Source organism: Opitutaceae bacterium (genome assembly GCA_015075305.1).
GTDB lineage: Bacteria > Verrucomicrobiota > Verrucomicrobiia > Opitutales > Opitutaceae > UBA6669.
This window is the reverse complement of sequence record JABTUS010000005.1, coordinates 243,497-261,150: the sequence shown is the minus strand read 5'-3', so window position 1 is coordinate 261,150 and position 17,654 is coordinate 243,497. Positions and strand designations below refer to the sequence as shown.

General features: G+C 61.1%; 19 protein-coding genes. 15 read left to right on the top strand and 4 right to left on the bottom strand.

Annotation, left to right across the window (positions count from 1 at the left end):
- Positions 1–39 precede the first annotated feature (39 nt).
- The 10 genes from HS122_11670 (at position 40) to HS122_11625 (ending at position 9,160) form a co-directional block, all read left to right on the top strand.
- Entirely contained in the window at positions 40–348 is a 309-nt protein-coding gene (locus HS122_11670; GenBank protein ID MBE7539059.1) for a hypothetical protein, read from the top strand.
- A gap of 47 nt (positions 349–395) precedes the next feature.
- A complete protein-coding gene (locus HS122_11665; protein ID MBE7539058.1) occupies positions 396–1,823 on the top strand; it encodes an IS21 family transposase in 1,428 nt (475 codons plus the stop codon).
- Complete coding sequence (locus HS122_11660) at positions 1,801–2,556, top strand: ATP-binding protein (GenBank protein MBE7539057.1); 756 nt, start codon at positions 1,801–1,803, stop codon at positions 2,554–2,556. Before HS122_11665 ends, HS122_11660 begins: the two co-directional genes overlap by 23 nt.
- Before the next feature lie 244 nt (positions 2,557–2,800).
- Positions 2,801–3,889, top strand: a complete 1,089-nt coding sequence (locus HS122_11655; GenBank protein ID MBE7539056.1) for a sugar ABC transporter ATP-binding protein — start codon at positions 2,801–2,803, stop codon at positions 3,887–3,889.
- A gap of 41 nt (positions 3,890–3,930) precedes the next feature.
- Positions 3,931–5,046, top strand: coding sequence for an IS630 family transposase (locus HS122_11650; protein MBE7539055.1), 1,116 nt, complete (start codon positions 3,931–3,933; stop codon positions 5,044–5,046).
- A 3-nt stretch (positions 5,047–5,049) separates the two neighbouring features.
- Complete coding sequence (locus HS122_11645; GenBank protein MBE7539054.1) at positions 5,050–5,523, top strand: sugar ABC transporter ATP-binding protein; 474 nt, start codon at positions 5,050–5,052, stop codon at positions 5,521–5,523.
- Entirely contained in the window at positions 5,520–6,254 is a 735-nt protein-coding gene (locus HS122_11640) for an ABC transporter permease (GenBank protein MBE7539053.1), read from the top strand. The genes HS122_11645 and HS122_11640 overlap by 4 nt, the downstream gene beginning before the upstream one ends.
- Positions 6,255–6,263: 9 nt before the next feature.
- On the top strand, positions 6,264–6,545 hold the full coding sequence (locus tag HS122_11635) for a hypothetical protein (GenBank protein MBE7539052.1): 282 nt from the start codon (positions 6,264–6,266) through the stop codon (positions 6,543–6,545).
- A 14-nt stretch (positions 6,546–6,559) separates the two neighbouring features.
- Positions 6,560–8,344, top strand: coding sequence for a hypothetical protein (locus HS122_11630; GenBank protein ID MBE7539051.1), 1,785 nt, complete (start codon positions 6,560–6,562; stop codon positions 8,342–8,344).
- A 99-nt stretch (positions 8,345–8,443) separates the two neighbouring features.
- The gene (locus HS122_11625) at positions 8,444–9,160 is read left to right on the top strand and encodes a cupin domain-containing protein (protein MBE7539050.1); all 717 of its coding nucleotides are present in this window, start codon (positions 8,444–8,446) and stop codon (positions 9,158–9,160) included.
- Positions 9,161–9,218: 58 nt separating this feature from the next.
- Here the strand turns inward: HS122_11625 and HS122_11620 are convergent, their stop codons facing one another.
- The 4 genes from HS122_11620 to HS122_11605 are packed head-to-tail and all read right to left on the bottom strand — an operon-like array spanning position 9,219 to position 13,707.
- Positions 9,219–10,925, bottom strand: coding sequence for an FAD-dependent oxidoreductase (locus HS122_11620; protein ID MBE7539049.1), 1,707 nt, complete (start codon positions 10,923–10,925; stop codon positions 9,219–9,221).
- Positions 10,926–10,972: 47 nt separating this feature from the next.
- Positions 10,973–11,803 (bottom strand): aspartate/glutamate racemase family protein, encoded by an 831-nt coding sequence (locus HS122_11615; GenBank protein ID MBE7539048.1) that lies wholly within the window; start codon positions 11,801–11,803, stop codon positions 10,973–10,975.
- Positions 11,800–12,765 (bottom strand): transketolase family protein, encoded by a 966-nt coding sequence (locus tag HS122_11610; GenBank protein ID MBE7539047.1) that lies wholly within the window; start codon positions 12,763–12,765, stop codon positions 11,800–11,802. The genes HS122_11615 and HS122_11610 overlap by 4 nt, the downstream gene beginning before the upstream one ends.
- 12 nt (positions 12,766–12,777) lie before the next feature.
- On the bottom strand, positions 12,778–13,707 hold the full coding sequence (locus tag HS122_11605) for a transketolase (GenBank protein MBE7539046.1): 930 nt from the start codon (positions 13,705–13,707) through the stop codon (positions 12,778–12,780).
- 378 nt (positions 13,708–14,085) lie between these two features.
- Here HS122_11605 and HS122_11600 point away from each other — a divergent pair, with 378 nt between their 5' ends.
- The 5 genes from HS122_11600 (at position 14,086) to HS122_11580 (ending at position 17,628) form a co-directional block, all read left to right on the top strand.
- Positions 14,086–14,580, top strand: a complete 495-nt coding sequence (locus HS122_11600) for a DUF5060 domain-containing protein (GenBank protein ID MBE7539045.1) — start codon at positions 14,086–14,088, stop codon at positions 14,578–14,580.
- Between the two features lie 79 nt (positions 14,581–14,659).
- Positions 14,660–14,929: a DUF4038 domain-containing protein gene (locus HS122_11595; protein ID MBE7539044.1), complete on the top strand. Its 270-nt coding sequence runs from the start codon at positions 14,660–14,662 to the stop codon at positions 14,927–14,929.
- Positions 14,930–14,980: 51 nt separating this feature from the next.
- The gene (locus HS122_11590) at positions 14,981–15,832 is read left to right on the top strand and encodes a hypothetical protein (GenBank protein MBE7539043.1); all 852 of its coding nucleotides are present in this window, start codon (positions 14,981–14,983) and stop codon (positions 15,830–15,832) included.
- A gap of 69 nt (positions 15,833–15,901) precedes the next feature.
- On the top strand, positions 15,902–16,879 hold the full coding sequence (locus tag HS122_11585; GenBank protein ID MBE7539042.1) for a LacI family DNA-binding transcriptional regulator: 978 nt from the start codon (positions 15,902–15,904) through the stop codon (positions 16,877–16,879).
- 131 nt (positions 16,880–17,010) lie between these two features.
- Positions 17,011–17,628, top strand: coding sequence for a DUF1593 domain-containing protein (locus HS122_11580; protein ID MBE7539041.1), 618 nt, complete (start codon positions 17,011–17,013; stop codon positions 17,626–17,628).
- Positions 17,629–17,654 lie beyond the last annotated feature (26 nt).

Below are 17,654 nucleotides of genomic sequence, written 5' to 3'. Positions count from 1 at the left end.
GCCGGGCCGTATTGGGCAAGGACATCCCGCGGCCCGCCTATGGAAAAACACTTGATTGCAATCAACCGGGTGCGGCGCGTGCCTCACCAGTTTAGCTGGGTGGACCATCGACTGGTCCGCGGAAACTACCTGATGAAGGCAACGGCACCAGCGTGGGCGCTGTACCTTGTGCTCGTCACCGTCGGTGACGAACACGGGCTGAGCTACTACGCCGACCGCACACTCGCGCGCCTGCTTTCCCTGGGTGAGGAGTCGATCGGTGAAGCGCGCCGCCAGCTCATCGATGCAGGTGTGATCGCCTACGAGGCACCGTTGTATCAGGTGCTCGGATTGGAGGTGGCGTCGTGATCGGCTACGAACACTACTGCCAGATCAAGGCCGCGGCGGCGTCCGGAATGAACATGACGCAGATTGCGGCCGCACTCGGGCTGCATTGGCAGACTGTCAGGACATGGCTCAAGCGCGGAAAGTACGAGCGCAGTCGCGGCGCGCAAAGACCCCGCCGCTCCAAGCTCGATCCGTACCGCGCGGCGATCGCACGGCTGATCGAGGCGCATCCGCTGAGCGCGATGCAGGTTTGGTGCAGGCTCAAGGAGCAGGGCTACGAGGGCAGCTACTCGATCGTGAAGGAGTACATTCGCCGGATACGTCCACCCCGCACGGAGGCGTTCCTGACGCTGAAGTTTGCGCCCGGCCAGTGCGCCCAGGTCGACTGGGGCAGCTTCGGCGCGGTCGAGGTGGACGGCACCAGGCGCGCATTGAGTTTCTTTGTGCTGGTGCTCGGTTACAGCCGGTGGCTGCACGTCGAGTTTACACTGGGTCAAGGTCAGGAGTGGTTCCTCGGCGCCCACCAGCGCGCGTTCGAACTGCTCGGTGGCGTGCCGCAGGAGGTGATGGTCGACAACTGCAAGACGGCCGTTCTTTCGCACGCGCCCGGGACCGAGCCGGTGTACAACCCGCAGTACCTCGATTTTGCCCGGCACCACGGCTTTCGGATCAAGGCCTGCGGGCCGGGTCATCCGCAGTCCAAGGGCATCGTCGAGAGCGCCGTCGCGTATGTGAAGAAGAGTTTCCTTTCGGGCCGCGCGATCACACGGTTTGCCGAACTCAATCCGGCCGTGAAGCTGTGGCTCGACACGGTGGCCAACGTGCGCGAGCACGGTGAAACGAAGGTCCGCCCGCTCGACCGGCTGGCGGAGGAGCGCGTGCACCTGCTTGCGCTCAGCCCCCAGCCCTACGCCGCGGTCCAGACACGCACCGTGCGCGCCTCCCGGCGCTTCCGCGTCACGATCGACACCAACCGCTACTCGGTTCCTCCAAGACATGCGGGAGCGCTGCTGACCGCGCAGCTTTCCAGCGAACTGGTGCGGCTGTACGCCGGCACGAGCCTGGTCGCGGAGCATGTCCGCCGTTTCGGCCGGAGGCTGGACATGGAGAACCCCGATCATGTGCGCGAACTGGAGGCACAGAGGAAATCCGGCGCCCGGCAGCGGCTGCTGATTCGATTCCTCGAACTGACTCCCGCAGCCGGACCGTATCATCGTGCGCTTGTGGAGCGGCGCATGAATGCCGGCCATCACCTTCATCGCATCGTCGAACTGATCCCCGCCTACGGCGCCGAAGCCCTCGCGCACGCCATCGAGAGCGCCCACCAACTCGGAGCCTACTCCAGCGACTACATCGTGAATCTCCTCGAACAGCGCGCACGGCGACTGCCCGAGCCCGGCCCCTTGCATCTGACCCGCGCTCCCGGAGCGCTCGAACTGGAACTGCCCGCACCCGATCTGACCCCCTACACCCATGAGCAACGCCATGACCTTTGAATCCCAGCTTCAGTATCTGAAGCTCTCCCACCTGAGCCGTCATCACGAGGAGCTGACCGCCGACGCCGCAAAGCAGCGCTGGTCCCATGCCCAGTTCCTGCGCAGAATCGTCGAGGCCGAGGCGCACGATCGCCAGCAGCACGCACTCCTTCGCCGGATCAAGGCAGCTCGTTTCCCCGTGAAGAAAACCCTCGATCAGTTCCAGTGGGACTGGCCCCGGCAGATCAACGAGGCGCAGGTGCGCCATCTTTTCGAACTGCGCTTCATCGAGGAACACACCAACGCGGTCTTCTGCGGCGGCGTCGGCCTGGGAAAGACACACCTGGCTTCCGCACTCGGTTACGCAGCCTGCCAGGCAGGACATGCCGTGCTCTTCACCACGGCCGTCGACGCCATCAACTCGCTGCTCGCAGCCCAGGCGGCGCACAGGCTTGCCCTTGAACTCAAGAAGTACGTCGCACCAAAACTGCTCGTTCTCGACGAGGTCGGCTATCTTCCCCTCGACAAGGCTGGCGCCGACCTCCTCTTCCAAATCATCAGCCAGCGCTACGAGCGAGGCTCGATCATCGTCACCACCAACAAGGCCTACAAGAGCTGGCCCACGATCTTCAACAACGACGCCGGCATCACCTCCGCCATCCTCGATCGCCTCCTCCACCACGCTCACACCGTTGTCATCGAAGGAAAATCCTACCGCATGAAGGACCGCCGCCCAGAAGAATCCCCCTCCTGATCCATCCACGCCGCCGATGGCGCTTCCCGCCATCGGCGTCCTTTCCCTCCTCTATCGACTTCTTATCCGCCAGAAATCCATGATGTTCGCTCAGTCGCTCACATGTTTTCCTCAAGCTCGTCGACAACAGCCTCAACCTGCTCAATCTTTCGATCTTCTCCATCACGATTGCGAAGGGGGCGGTGATTCTTCTCGCTGCGGTGCTTGATGCGCTGCGGCATCAATTCGCCCGAGGCGCCCGCGCATGACCCCGTCGCCCGCTGTCGAGTTCAAGGGCATCGTCAAGCGCTTTCACGGTGTACCGGTTCTCAAGGGCGTGAGTTTCGCCGTGCCTGCGGGCCACACCACCGGTCTGGTGGGCGAAAACGGCGCGGGCAAATCGACGCTGATGAACATTCTGGGAGGGAATCTCCGATCCGATGCAGGCACGATGCAGATAGGGGGGCATTCCTATTTTCCAACCGATCCGACCCATGCCGCACGCGCGCGGATCGCCTTCATCCACCAGGAACTCAATCTCTTCTCCAATTTGAGCGTCGCGGAGAATATCTTCCTTGCGGATCTCCCGTGTCGCCGCGGGCTGCCGCTTGTCGATCGAAGGACTCTCCGTTTGAGGACCACGGCGCTTCTGGATCGAGTGGGCCTGGCGGTTTCGCCGGATGCCCTCGTTGAAACCTTGTCAGCAGGTGAGCGGCAGTTGGTGGAGATCGCACGGGCATTCAGCATTGACGCCCGTTTGATCATTTTCGACGAGCCAACGACATCCCTCAGTGCGCGGGAGACCGAAACCCTGTTCGGCCTGGTGCGAAGCCTGCGCCGGCAGGGCATTGCAATGATCTACATCTCCCATATCCTCGAACACATCAGGGATCTCTGCGATGACCTGGTCGTGCTTCGGGACGGGGAGGTGACGGCGTCCGGCTCAACGGCCCAGTTCAGCACCGACCAGATCGTCACTGCGATGGTGGGGCGAAAGCTCGGGCAGCTTTTCCCATCGCGCCGCTGCCTGCCGACACCCGTGCCCGCACTTGTCGCCCGCAATGTGAGCCAGCCCTGTGTGGTCAACAATGTGTCATTCACTCTGAATCGCGGCGAAGTGCTCGGCATTTTTGGTCTGATGGGTGCCGGACGTTCGGAACTTGCCAGAATACTTTTCGGGCTTGATCCACATGCCAGCGGGGAAGTCTCCCTCGACGGAACATCGATCGTCGGCCTCGAACCCCGCCGCCGGATTGAGCGCGGTCTTGCATTCCTGACAGAGGATCGCCGACAGGAGGGGATTTGTTTGGAAGCGTCCATTGCGGACAACATTGCGCTAGTGTTCTGTTGCTGAAATGACTAGACTTAAAAGTCGTTATCGTTCAACCTGCAAGCATGAGCAGGAAACCGACGATTCTGACGGTCACGGCAGACCAACGTGGCGTTTTGGAGCGCTGGGTGGGCGCGCACGGTACGCCCCAGCAGGTGGTGAAGCGCTGCCGGATCATTTTGCGCAAGGCCGAAGGGCTGGACGATGCCACGATTGCGGAGGAGCTGGAGGTGAACCGGCACACCTGCCGGCTGTGGCGCCAGCGCTTTGTGTCCGCAGGTCCGCAAGGATTGTGGGACGTGGCGAATGGCCGCGGGCGCAAGCCGCGCCGAGGGCTGGCGAAAAGGATCGTCGAAGCGACGCTGCACACGAAGCCGCCGGGGCGGACGCACTGGAGCGCGCGAACCCTGGCGAAGGCGCAGGGCGTGCATGCGAGCACAGTCGCGCGTATCTGGCAGGAGCATGGGTTGCAGCCGCACCGACAGGAGACGTTCAAACTCTCCCGCGATCCACAGTTTGTGCCCAAACTGCTCGATGTGGTGGGCGTTTACCTCAACCCACCGCAAAACGCGGTGGTGCTCTGCGTGGACGAGAAAAGCCAGATTCAGGCGCTGGATCGCACGCAACCAGGCCTGCCGCTGAAGCGCGGTCGCTGCGGCACCTGGACGCACGACTACGTGCGCCATGGCACGACCACGCTGTTTGCCGCATTGAACGTGGCCGCCGGCAAGATCAGCGGCCACTGCTTCCCGCGCCACCGGCACATCGAGTTCCTGAAGTTCCTGCGACAAATCGACGCGGAATATGCCGAGGCGGACGAGCTCCATCTTATCGTCGACAATTACGGCACCCACAAACACGAGCGGGTGCAGCGCTGGCTCGCCCGGCGTCCACGCTTCAAACTGCACTTCATTCCCACCAGTTCGAGCTGGCTCAATCTGGTGGAGCGCTGGTTTGCCGAACTCACCGGCAAGGCGGTGCGTCGCGGCAGCTTCTCCAGTGTTCCCGATCTGATCAACTCGATCACCCGCTTCATCGAGCAATGGAACCAGGAGCCCACGCCATTTGTTTGGACCGCCAAGGCGGAGGACATCCTTGCCAGGATCGAACGCTGTCGTCGCCGGCTCGAGGCCATCCAGCCCGGTTGCACCCGGCGAAAGCCGCGCAAGAAGGCCGCATGATATATGTATAGTCATTTCCGCGACAGAACACTAGTCTCACTGCGGCAGCACGCCCGGCCGCCGCTGAAGTTGCTCGATCTCGGTGCGTGGCGGGCAGCGATCGATTCCATACGCGCGGCCGTCCGGCTGCCCGCCGGCGCCGACGATGCGCGTCCCGTCAATACGCTCAGCGGCGGCAACCAGCAGAAGGTTGTCCTGGCCAAATGGCTGCTCTCACGACCGGGAGTGCTCATCCTGGACGAGCCAACGCGCGGTGTCGATGTAGGGGCGAAGCTCGAACTCTATCAGCTCATTCTGGATCTTGCGGACCGAGGTTCCGGGGTGTTCCTGATATCTTCCGACATTGAGGAGCTCATCGGCATTGCTGACCGCATCCTGGTCATGAGCCAGGGAGAAATCCGTGCTGAATTTCAGCGATCGGAATTTGTGAGGGAACGGCTTCTCGAAGCAGCGTTTCCCCGGGAAGTTCAGCGATGAATCCGCCACTGATCCCAGGGCACCGGCCCGGCGGGCGCTTGCGCACTGGCACGGGTGGCATCGCGTTCTTCGTTCTGCGTCACATGCAGCTCATTCTGCTTCTGGCCGTATTTGCGGTTTTCGGCGCATTGTCCCCGCAGTTCCTCACGATGCACAGTGCACGGAACATCGTGATCCAGGCGGCGCCCGTCGGCATCATTGCCGTGGGAATGACGTTTGTCCTGCTAACCGCCGGAGTCGATCTGTCGGTCGGGGCGATCATGTTCGTCGCAGCCGCGGTGGGGGGAAAGATGGCGATGGCGGGCCAGCCTGCAGTACTGGTGTTTGCGGCAATTTGCGCCGTCGGCCTGGCCTGCGGAGCGTTGAACGCGATCTTCATCGCATGGCTGCGGATCGCGGCGTTCATCGTCACGCTTTCACTGCTTTTCGCCGGCCGCGGCTTCGCGCTTTGGATTACCCAGACCCAGGCGATGAATCTCCCGGAAAAATTCACCGAACTCGGTGCCGCACGGATTGCGGGAGTTTCTGTTCCGGTCATGGTACTGGGCGTCATTGTCGCGGCCGGTCACATGATTCTCACACGAACTTCGTTTGGAAGGCACGTGTGTGCGGTTGGTGAGAGTCAAAACGCAGCTCGCAAGGCGGGCGTGCGCGTTGGGCGCACGATTGCCTTGGTCTATGTGACAAGTGGTGTCTGCGCGGCGCTCGGCACCGTCCTGCTTCTGGGGTAACTCGGAGCGGTGACGCCCAAGTTTGGCGAAAACTACGAGTTCAAGGCAATCGCAGCCGCCGTGCTCGGCGGAACGAGCCTGTTTGGTGGCCGTGGCAGCGTGTTTCCCGGCACGCTGCTGGGCACCCTCCTGATCCAGAGCATGGAAAGCGGTCTCGTGTTTGTGAACGCGGACCCCTACCTGTATCCGATGCTGATCGCCGGGGTGATTCTATTTGCCGTGCTGGTGGACAGCACACGCCGCAGGCTTTTTGCGCGGCTCAATCGCCGCCGGATCCGGCTGGTGCCGTAGCGGATCACCTGAAAATGGACATCCGTCCGCTGCGCGCAGGGCCGCTCGCGCTTGTGTTCGATGCCGACACGGGCGAGGTCTGCAACGTTCATGCCGGGCGCTTTGAGATCCTGCGCGGCATCAATGTGCGGGTTCGCGACCGTTACTGGACCACGGTGCCGGCCTTGATTTCCGACCTGTCGATCGAGCAGCGGGACAAGGTGTTTGAAGTGAGATTCTCCGCACGATGCCTCGCTGGCGATATCGACTTTGGGTGGCAGGGGAGAATCAGAGGCGCTGATGGATCGCTTGCATACGAGTTTGAGGGCGAGGCCCGGAGCCGTTTTGAGAGAAACCGGATCGGTTTCTGTGTGCTTCATTCCGCCAGGGTCGCTGGTGAAGCCTGCGAGCTCGAGCACGTGGGCGGCGGAAGGAGGAATGCCTTTTTTCCGCGGGACATATCCCCCCATCAGCCGTTCCTGAACCTGCGGTCCATTTCTCACGAGTTCGCACCTGGCCAGCGTGTGGAGGCAAGGATGGAGGGGGATGACTTTGAAATGGAGGATCAGCGCAATTGGACGGATGCTTCGTTCAAGACCTACTGCACGCCGCTCGCGCTTCCCCGTCCCGTCCTTGTCGCCAAAGGAACGTGCATCCGGCAACGGATCGAAGTTCGACTGACAGGGGCGATCACAAATGCCCCACGCGGCTTCATCTTTCCGTGGATGCCGCCGCCCGTCGTGGAGATTCATGTGGATCAATCATCCGGACATCGGACGCCCAGTCTTGGCATCATCTGGAACGCCGGCGTCCCCACGAAGTTCATTTCCGAGGTGCTGCGCCCGATGCGGCTCGATCACCTGCGAGTCGATCTGAAGCTCAATCAAGCTTCGTTCCGTGACCGATTGAGTGAAGCAGTCTCAGCCTCTGAGACGACTGAGACGCAACTCGAGCTCGCTTTGGTCGTCGACGCTGATGCGGAATCGCAGGTCAGCGAATGCCTTGCCCACCTTCGCACCCTCACGCCGCAGCCGGTCATTGCGCGCTGGCTGATTTTTCATGAATCCAGCGATTGCACACCGCCGGAGCTCGTTGAAATGCTGCGCAAGCACGTGGCCGTCACTTCCTTTGCAGCGCCGGTCGGGGGAGGATCCAGGGAAAACTTCGCTGAATTGAATCGTGAACCAGGAATCGGTCTTGCCGCGGATTTCATCGCTTACGGCCTCAATCCGCAGGTTCACGCATTTGATGCTGACTCGCTGATCGAAACGCTCGCGGTGCAGGGCGCTACGGTTGAGAACGCGCGGCGTGTTTCCGGAGGACGCCCCGTCGTCGTTTCGCCCGTCACCCTGACGCCGCGATGCCGGCCCGACGCGACGCGCCGGGCTCCTTTCCCACATCCAGGGGAGACATCGTTTCGCGAGGACTCCCGCCATGGCACATTGTTCGGAGCTGCATGGACTCTCGGCAGTCTGGCGTCGCTGGCGGCACAGGGCGCGGCCAGTGCCACCTACTACGAAACTGTCGGACCCAACGGCGTCGTCGACTCGGAAGGCAGGCTCCTTCCGGTGGGCGAGGTGTTCCGGAAGATTTCAATTTCCGCCGGAGGTGTGGTGATGCGCACACAGTCAAGTCACCCGAATCATGCTGCCGCCTACGCGGTGGAAAAAGACGGGGTTTGCCGGCTCACAATTGCGAATCTCAAGCGGGTTCCTCAACGCGTGAGGATCATTGCAGTGAATGACATCCATGCCCTCGACCTTGCGCCCCACGAAGTCCGGACGCTTGAAGTCGCCCCTTTCGTTCAGCGGCATGGATAATCCGCTGGTCTTCAGCCCGGTGCCTGGAGGTGCTCGATTCAGCTCTGGGCACCGCAAATCCAATCGCCTTTGCAGCAGTAATTGTTCTGCTGACGTTGCATGTCCTCGATTGCCAGAAACAAGCCGCGAGTCGATCGAGAGCGAACCTCCCCATCTGCGGGACCGCTCCCAGGCTCCTCCGCATCAGTCAGGTCTCCCGCGCGGCTTCCTGGCGTTGCAGAGATACATATTGCGAGGCGCCTCGCGGCGCTGCGAAAGGAGAACCGGCTTACACTGCGGGAGGTGTCGGAACGCTCGGGAATTTCAGCGGCTTATCTGAACCGGGTTGAGCGTCAGAAAACCCCCATCAATATTGCCAACCTCGAAAAACTGGCCGCGGCCTTTGGGGTTTCACTGACCAGCTTTTTCGAAGCAAACGATGGGGACAGTCCTCTGGTTGTCACGCGTGCGGGACAGGGCAGGAAAGTCCGATTTCGCGGACGCAAGGGCTTCCGTGTTGAACTCCTCGCGGAGGACAAGAAGGGCAAGCTCCTCGAACCCCTGTTGGTCGACCTTTCATCCGCAAAATCACAGGTGGCGCTCCAGTCGCACCCAGGCCAGGAGTTCAACTACGTCATCGAAGGGAGATGTGTGTTCATCTACGGAAAGGAGCGCATGGAGCTTGGCGCGGGGGACTCCGTTTACTTCGACGCCATGGTCCCGCATGTGTGTCGCGCCATCGCGCCAACACCCACAAGGATGCTGGCGATCGTCGCCTCACGCGACTATCCACTTCACGGAAACATCTCGGTGCTTCTCGACGAGCCCCAGCGGTAGCGCTGCGGGACGCATGCTGGTTCTAGTGCGTGCGCCACTTTCCAGGTGAAGGGGACGTTTACCGGGCCTTGTTTGGAGCCCGCGGTTGAACGCGATTCGCGAGCACCTGGTGATCGGCCAAAAGCCGCTTCTCAAGTTTGGCGTAGTTCACAGACTGCACAGGAACCTGATCGTCTATTGCAATCACCGCGGCGGTCGCTGCCGATTGGCCAAGAACCATGAATACGGGTTCCATCCGGATGGACCCATAGGCAATGTGTGAGGCTGAAAGGCAGACGGGCACAAGCAGGTTTTGGCACTCGTTCCGCTTCGGAACAATTGCCCGGTAGCTGATCGCGTAGGGTGGAAACCCTCCGACCTGGACGTCGCCTTCGTTTCGAACGAAACCCTCCGCGTTCACATAGCGCTGCGTGTTGTGAGAATCCATCGTGTAGGCCGCCAGTCCGATGGAATCGTCCACCCGCTCCCGGCCCTGGCAGTGGTGCTGGGTCATCACCTGTTCGCCGACCATGCGACGCGCCTCACGGACATAAATCTGTTCCTGCCAGCCATGCCCGTCGACAAACTCATCCTTGGCCATGCCCCAGCGCGCAACTTCGTTCCGAATTTCAGCGGGCACGCGTGGGTGATTCGCAAGCGTCCACATCAGTCCCTGCTGGTAGCGGAGGTGCCTTTGGACAATGCCCCGGCGAGTCTCGTAGTCACCCTCCGGATAGGCGTAGTTCTGCCCGATGTAGTCCGTGGAGACCCCGTGACGATTGTTCGTGTCCGTCTTGCGATTGGGCATCGACGAATTGATCCACGGCATCTGCCGCTCTCCGGCTTCAAAGTTTCGGAAGAGCAATTCATATTCCAGCTCATTGTATCCCTCCGGCTTCTCAAACGGTATCCGGTTGTCAGGATGATCCGTCAGGCACATTCGAAAGCAATACGCCTGAATGCGGCGATCCTCCCCGCCCTCAATGCCAGGTCCGGTGGGATCGATGCCAGGAAGCAGCCCGCTGGTCTTGTCGCCCTTTCGCCGGTACGGATCAATTCCTGCGACGAGATTGTGCTTCAGGGCATGTTTTGTCTGCACGCCGTTAACAGTCTCGCCGTAGGCGCTGTTGGCCTCCCGCCCGACAACATAGGTCACACCGGCCTTGGCGAGAAGATCACCCTCATACGTCGCATCGATGAATACCCGTCCCCTGAACACCCGCCCGGACTCCATCCTGATCGAGTCAATGCGACCACCTGACATCTCGACTCCGTCCTTGAGATCGAGGCGTTCGCGATGGACAACGCGGACACTGCTCGCGGCGATCATCGATTGAAAAACCTTCAATGCAACGCTGGGCTCGAAAGTCCACATCGTCGCCTCGCCTGCATCCGTGCGAGTCTGTCCGGAATCGCGGTATTCCTTGCGCTCCTGCCAGACCCATGCCGAGGGATCGGAGTAGTGCTTGGCGATGAGCTGGTAGAATTCGCGCGATATGCCGCCGATCGCCTGCTTGTTGCCGATGTCGGTCTGTCCCAGTCCGCCGCTGCTCAGTCCGCCCAGTCGCGAACTGGGTTCGATGAGCACAACAGACCTGCCCATGCGGGATGCCTGAATGGCCGCCGACACGCCTGCAGAAGTGCCGCCGTAGACCACAATGTCCCAGGCCGGTTCCCCGGCGGCCGACTCCGCGCGAGGAACGGCGGCGGCGAAGGCTGCGAAGAAGATTGCCGCGAGTCGAAGTATGTGTCGCCAGGTTTTGGTGTGGTCAGGAGAGCTGTTCATGGCATGATTTCCAAGTTCCAAGAGAACTGACGTCAATTCCTGACAGCTCACTTGGCGCGCAGCAGGATCTCGCGGATGCGTTGGAAGCCGCACTCACCACTTGTAAGCACTGGTACGCCGAATTCGCGTTCGGAGTCGGGGTGATCCAAGGACCAGACGCTCATGGACAGTTGAGCCAGCACCACAGTGGAGACAGGTCCGCGCTTGATGGCCGTTCGAATTGCGCGGGCAATCAGACGATTGTGCGCGGCAATGTTTCCGGCACCCAGGAGATCGAAGGCCTCCTCCACCGTCGCACCATCGAACTCAACACTTACTCCGAGTCTTTTTGCTGTTTCCATCAGCATGGCCTGCGTGCTCGCGACAGTCGGCCCATGGGTGGCTACGACCAGAATTCGTCCGCCACGTTCAACAGCATGCTCCATCATCGGCTCATCGATCTGGACAACGGGTATCCGTTTTCGAGCAAGCGCCCGCCGGACTTCAGGCGCCGCCCGGTTCATTGTGGAACACGTGATCAGGATCGCGTCGACCGTATGAAAAGCGACGAGTTCCCGGGCAGTGTGCACGAAGCTCTCAATGTTTTCCCTGGGCGGGCAGCGGCGGCCCGCATGATGAGCCTCCATGAAATGAAGCTGCACGTGATCTCCGCCAGCGTGGACGAGTTTGACCCCTGGGAGAATCCTGCGCCCAAACCACGTTCCCCACAGGCTCACCCAGGTTGAACCGTTTATCAGTCCAAGTGCCTTGCCGGACAATCCCTTCACGCCCTTTTCGTTGGCGAGTGTGGGCGTGCCGGTCAGCCTCATGTAGTCTCCGAAGAGCTGCCGGGGATCCCGGACGCGGCGGTGCCGAGAAATAGCGTGAGGTGCGCTCATGCTGCTGATGCGCGTCGTTTTCGTTGGAGCAGCGTTTGCGCTTTCCGGGACATGTCGCGGGGTGTCAATTCATAGTGGCGCAGAAGATCCTGAAGTGGAGCGGAATCAAACACGGTGTCCCCCAGCCCCAGCATTTCAAGGTGGACCGGGTAGTTGCGTGAGAGCACCTCACTGACGGCTCCTCCAAGGCCGCCAAAAACACGGTGGTTTTCGATGGTGAGGATTGCTCCTGTTGCACGCGCCTGGCTGACGATCAGGTCCTCGTCGATCGGCTTGATCGATGGCATGTGAACAACCGCCACAGAAACGCCCTCACGCTCAAGTAGCATTGCGGCTCCCAATGCGACGGCAGTCATGAAACCCGTGCCGACAAGCGTCACATCGCGGCCGCTTCTCAACACGTGCCCGCGGCCGATGTCGAACGTGTGATCTTTTGAAAAAAGCTCCGGTGCGTTCACCTTGGACACCCGAAAGTATGCCGGGCCGGAATCCGCGGCAATGGCGTGCATCATGGCCCGCAGCTCGAAGTTGTCCCCCGGGTCGAAAACCTTGACGTGTGGCAGCGACCGCATGACAGCGAGATCCTCCGCACAGTTGTGCGACGGTCCGCACTCGGTCGCGGTCATTCCGCAGTAGGACCCGGCAATTTTGACATTGTGCCGTGGATAGGCGATGTTGACATAGACCTGATCGAGCGCCTTGCGCGCCGCAAATGCGGCGAATGTAGACGGAAAGGTTATGAACCCCTGGGATGAAAGTCCCGCGGCCATTCCGAAGAGATTGGCTTCCGCAATCCCGCACTGAATGAAGCGGTCGGGGAACGCCTTTTTGAAGAGCACCGTGCGCGAGGAAGTGTTCAGATCTGCGTCGAGCACCAGGAGATTCCGGTGAATGCCGCCGAGTTCGACCAGCGTTTCACCAAACACTTCCCGCAGGCTCTTGGGTGAAAATGAAATTGGCATGATGGTTTTTCCTCAGGAAGTGCCGAGATCCGCTGAAACCACAGCCTCCAGTCCGCCGTCGAAAGGAGACACGAGCACTCGGGAGAACCGTTTGTTCCTGCCGTAGGTGAGATTCAGTGCCGCGAGAAACGCCTCCGCCTGCGCGACGCTGGGAGCGTGGGTGTGCCAATGATAGTTGAATTCCGCTTCGGGCAGGCCGCGGCCCTTGACTGTGTGGGCGATCACCAGCACGGGTCGCCCGCGCATTTCGAGATATTTGGCCCGGTGAAATGTCGCCCAAAGTTCAGCCAGGTCATGTCCGTCACATTCCAGTACGGACCAGCCAAACGAGGAGAATTTTTCCCGGAGGGGCTCGATGGCCATCAGGTCGGACACCTTGCCCTTTGCCATGACCTTGTTGTAGTCAACGATGGCGATCAAGTTGTCGAGCCGGTGGTGGGCCGCGCTCATCGCCGCCTCCCAGACCTGGCCTTCGTTGCACTCGCCGTCGCCGAGAAGACAGTAGACCATCGAACCGAAGTTTTCCTGGAGGCGCAGGCCGAGTGCGATGCCTGCCGCGTAGCTCAATCCTGTTCCAAGCGATCCTCCCGAATACTCGATCCCCGGGCACTGGCCGCGCTGGGTGTGTCCGTCGAGCCCGCCAATCCGGCAATAGGAGAAAAGCCGCTCCTCGGGAATGAAGCCCTGGAGTGCAAGCGTGGCGTAGAGTGCGGGAGAGGTGTGCGCCTTGGACAAAATGAAGCGGTCCCGGGAGGGACTGTCCGGTTGCCTTGGATCGATGCGCATTGCACCTCCGTACAGGCAGGAGAGGATTTCGGCCTCCGAGAAGGATCCGCCGATGTGTCCCCATCCCGCGCAGGTGATGAACTCAAGGCAGAGGCGGCGAATGTGGAATGCCTTGTCCGCCAGCTCCTGGCTCTTTTCGGGTGTGAGATGCTTCATCGGGTGGAATTTGAGCCGCGCGGTTCGGCCGGGACCTCCGGTTCAGCGCTTGGATGTTTCCTGACTGGCAGCCCGGCTCGCGGCAACGCATTGGGCATTCAATGGATTGAACCCATTGCTGCCCGCCCGCGACCTTCCATCGGGAGGTTTGCCGGTGCGCCGAACATCCAGTAGTCGTCGGGAAACGACGCATCGGCGCAAGGCGCTCTGCGGCGCCGAGGGCGGTCCTTCATTCAATCCATTGCATGGAATGCGGATTGTGCCGGCTGGCCCGCGGCATGAAAAGGCTGGTGCGAAGCCCGCCTTCGCAGGCGATGCTGCAGCGAGCGTCCTCCGTTTCGCGGAGCACCAATCCCTGCGATCATCGGGAATCCCCTCATGCACTCCCATCAACAATCCCGGCCCGCGTTGAACCCGGCTGGCCGCTTCTCCGCCATCCTCCTGCTGTATTCGCTTTGTGTCACGCAAGCTGAAGCGGCGGAGGCGGTGTTTCCATCCGAGGTCCCTCTCTTCGCCAGGCTTGAAGTTTCCCTGGATGCCAAGGGCAGTTATTCGAATCCGTATGTCGAGGTTGCTGCGGAGGCGACATTGATCGAGCCCAATGGCGGATCCAGGTGCCAGGTGCCACTCTTCTGGGACGGAGGAAGCACCTGGCGCTTTCGCTTTTCGCCGGACAAGCCGGGCCTGTGGCGATGGTCGGTGTCCAGTGGCGATGCGGGTCTCAATGGTCGCGAGGGCCGCTTCGAATGCGTGCCTTCAGAGCTGCGGGGCGGCCTGCAGCCGGCGGCGGGATGGCCGGCGCATTTTTCAGCATCAAAATGGAGAACATGTCTGGTTTCTGGGGGACACGGCATGGGCCTACGGGCAGGATAACGACGAGGAGCATCTTCACCGCGCCAGCGCGGAGCGCTACGCTGCGAATCGCGCGCAGCAGGGTTTTAACGCGATCCACATGATGCTGTTGAGTGAATTGGGCTGGGGGAACAATGGCGGGCCTCCTTGGAGGGATTTGAGCGCTGAAAAAATCAATCCGGACTATTTTCGAGAAGTGGACAAGCGCATCGCCTGGGCCAATGAACAAGGATTGACAGTCGGCGTGGCGCTCGCCTGGGGAGAGAAGTCGAGACGTGAACCGTATGCGTGGAGCCAGTTTCCAGACCAGGCAGCCCGGGAGCGTTTTGCGCGCTATGTATCGGGGCGCTATTCGGCCTTCAATGTGTAATTCCTGGTGTCGGGAGAATGGTCCACAACCGCAATCAAACGGTCGATCCCGTTGGAACGGTCGATCCCGTTGGAGGAGCTTCGAAGCGAAATCATCCGTCTGGGTGATGTGTTGAGAGCCTCCGATCCGCATCGCCGCATGATCGGCGTGCATCCACCCGGCAGGCTGCTTGGAACTGTTCGCGAATTCAACGGAAAGGCTGCTTGGATGGATTTTGGCGACTACCAGCAGAACTACGCGCAATTGCATCAGCGGATTCTGGAAGCGCGGCATTTTGGCAAGCCGGTCGTCAACGCGGAATATGCCTATTGGTTACGGGATGCCAATTCGGATGGCCGCGTCGACAAGGCCAACAGCTACGGTCTCACCGAGATCGGGGCGGCAACCTGGGACATCGTGATGGCGGGCGGGTATGTTGTCACCGGTTTCGGTTCCAGCTATCTTGGCGGTGCCCGACATCGGACAACATTCCTCCCTGACGACCATGCAAACGAACCCTGGATCGAGCAGGTCGGCATGATCAAAAACATCTTTGAGTCCTTGGAATACTGGACACTTGAACCTCGGGACGAATGCCTCTCGTCCTCCGAGCCCCGGGGGGAGGGCGAGGTGGCGCCGGGTGAGAACGGCGGTGTGGAGTCAGGTGTCACCAAGGCTCCAGACACCGCTTATTGGTGCCTTGCGAATCCCGGAAAACTATACGTCGTCTACGTGCGGGGTGTGACGGAACCGGTGGTGCTGTCGGACGAAGGACTCGCGCAGCGGTCGTGGCGGATCGATGGTTTTGACCCGCGCACAGGCGCACGCCAATTGATCGACGTCGCTCCCGAGGGCGCCTCACTGCTTCGGCTCACGGCGCCGGACACGCGGGACTGGGTGTTCATCGCGCGCCCCGCGGGATAGGTAGCCCGTCGCGGTGCGACGGCGCGCAATTTCGTTTGAAGCCGCTGCGTTGTTCAATAGATTGAATCCATGGCAGCCGGAAAGAATGCCTCGACAATGGGTGACGTGGGCCGTGCGGCCGGCTGCCATCCGAGCACGGTTTCCCTCGCGCTGCGCGGCGATCCGCGCATTCCGAAAAGAACCCGGGAGCGGGTGCTCATGGCTGCGGCCCGGTTGGACTATCACGTGAATCCCATGATATCCGCGTGGGTGAGCGCGCGCCGGGCGGGGCGCCCGGCCGGCAACCGCGTGTCGGCGGTTTTTCTGAACTGCCTGCCCGCCGCTTTGCCATGGAGAACGAGCCAGCATTTCCGGAGCATCTATTCAGGCGCCCGTGAACAGTCTGAACGGCATGGCTTCTCGCTCGATGAATTGCCGTGGTGCGATTATGCGCGGATGCCGTCGCATTTGAACAAGGTGCTTCTCACGCGCAGTGTTCAAGGGATCATCGTGGGGCCGACCCTGGAGCATCACGACATGACCGGCATCGACTGGGGTCGCTTTGCGCTCGTGACGATCGGTTACGGCTTGCGGACGCCTGCGCTGCACCGGGTGACGGAGGATCATCATCTCGGGATGAACATGGCGTTCGAGTTCTGCCTGGAGGCGGGGCACCGCCGCATCGGCCTCGCACTGACGAGACAGCACAATGCGATGCGGCGGGAACGCTGGATCAGCGCCTTCCTTTTCGAGCAGTTTCAGAACCTTGAAGCAGGGGATCGACTGCCAGTCTACGAATCCCGGACCAGTGCGCCCGCGATGGAGGGCTGGTTGCGCAAGCACAAGCCGGACATCCTGCTGGTGGACGATCTCTCCGTTTGGAGGAATGTCGGCGTAAAAACGCTTGGCTTCGCACTGTCCGACGGGCGCGGCGACCCTGGCGTGAGGGAGAACAATCAAGGAATCGGGCGGCATGCGGCGGACCTGATGGTGAGCCTTGTCATTCGAAATGAACGCGGGATTCCCGGCATGCGCCAGACGGTGCTGGTGGAGCCATCGCTGGCCTAGCACGAGCTGCTGTGCAGTTGGATGGGCACGGCGTTCAATCCATTGCGCAGCGCAAGGCTTGTGGCCGTCCATCCGGGTTGAGACGGTTGTTGCAGAACGCGGCTTAGACTGTGACTGCGGCATCCCCAACTATGAACACCGAGTCTGCCTGTTTCCATCAACTCCTCCCCACGGTTCGTCTGGTTCTGATCCTCGCCCTCTTTTGCGCCGGATGCCAGTTCGGTCTTGGCGCGGCCGCGCAGCGACGACCTGCTGATGAACGACCGCGGTTGCTTGTCCTTTCGGATTACTTCAAGGACCCGGACGACAAGCAGTCGATGATCCGCCTTCTTGTCTACGCGAACGAGTTCCAGATCGAAGGACTCGTTGCAACATCGCTCGCCTATGGCGACGGCTCGGTCCGTCCGGACCTGATGCGTGAACAGATCGCCGAGTATGGCCAGGTCCTTCCGATGCTCAGGCAGCACGAGCGCGCCGGGCATGAGTATCCGTCGGCGGAAAAGTTGAACAACCTTGTAAAGGCTGGGGCGCCGGTGGTTCGGAGAGGCGCGCCTGGGCGGAAGGGTTTCCCGGTTCCGTATCCGGTGGGTGAATTCGATTCCCGGGCGAGTGACGCGGCGGAGCAATGGATCGGCGAAAGAGGACAGCCCAGGGCGTCGCAGCATATCTCGCGATCATCGATCGCGATGATCCGCGGCCATCTGGATTGTTGTCTGGGTCCGGGCGGACCTTGCGCGCGCCATCAATGAGTTCGTCAGGAAAGATCGGCCGAGGA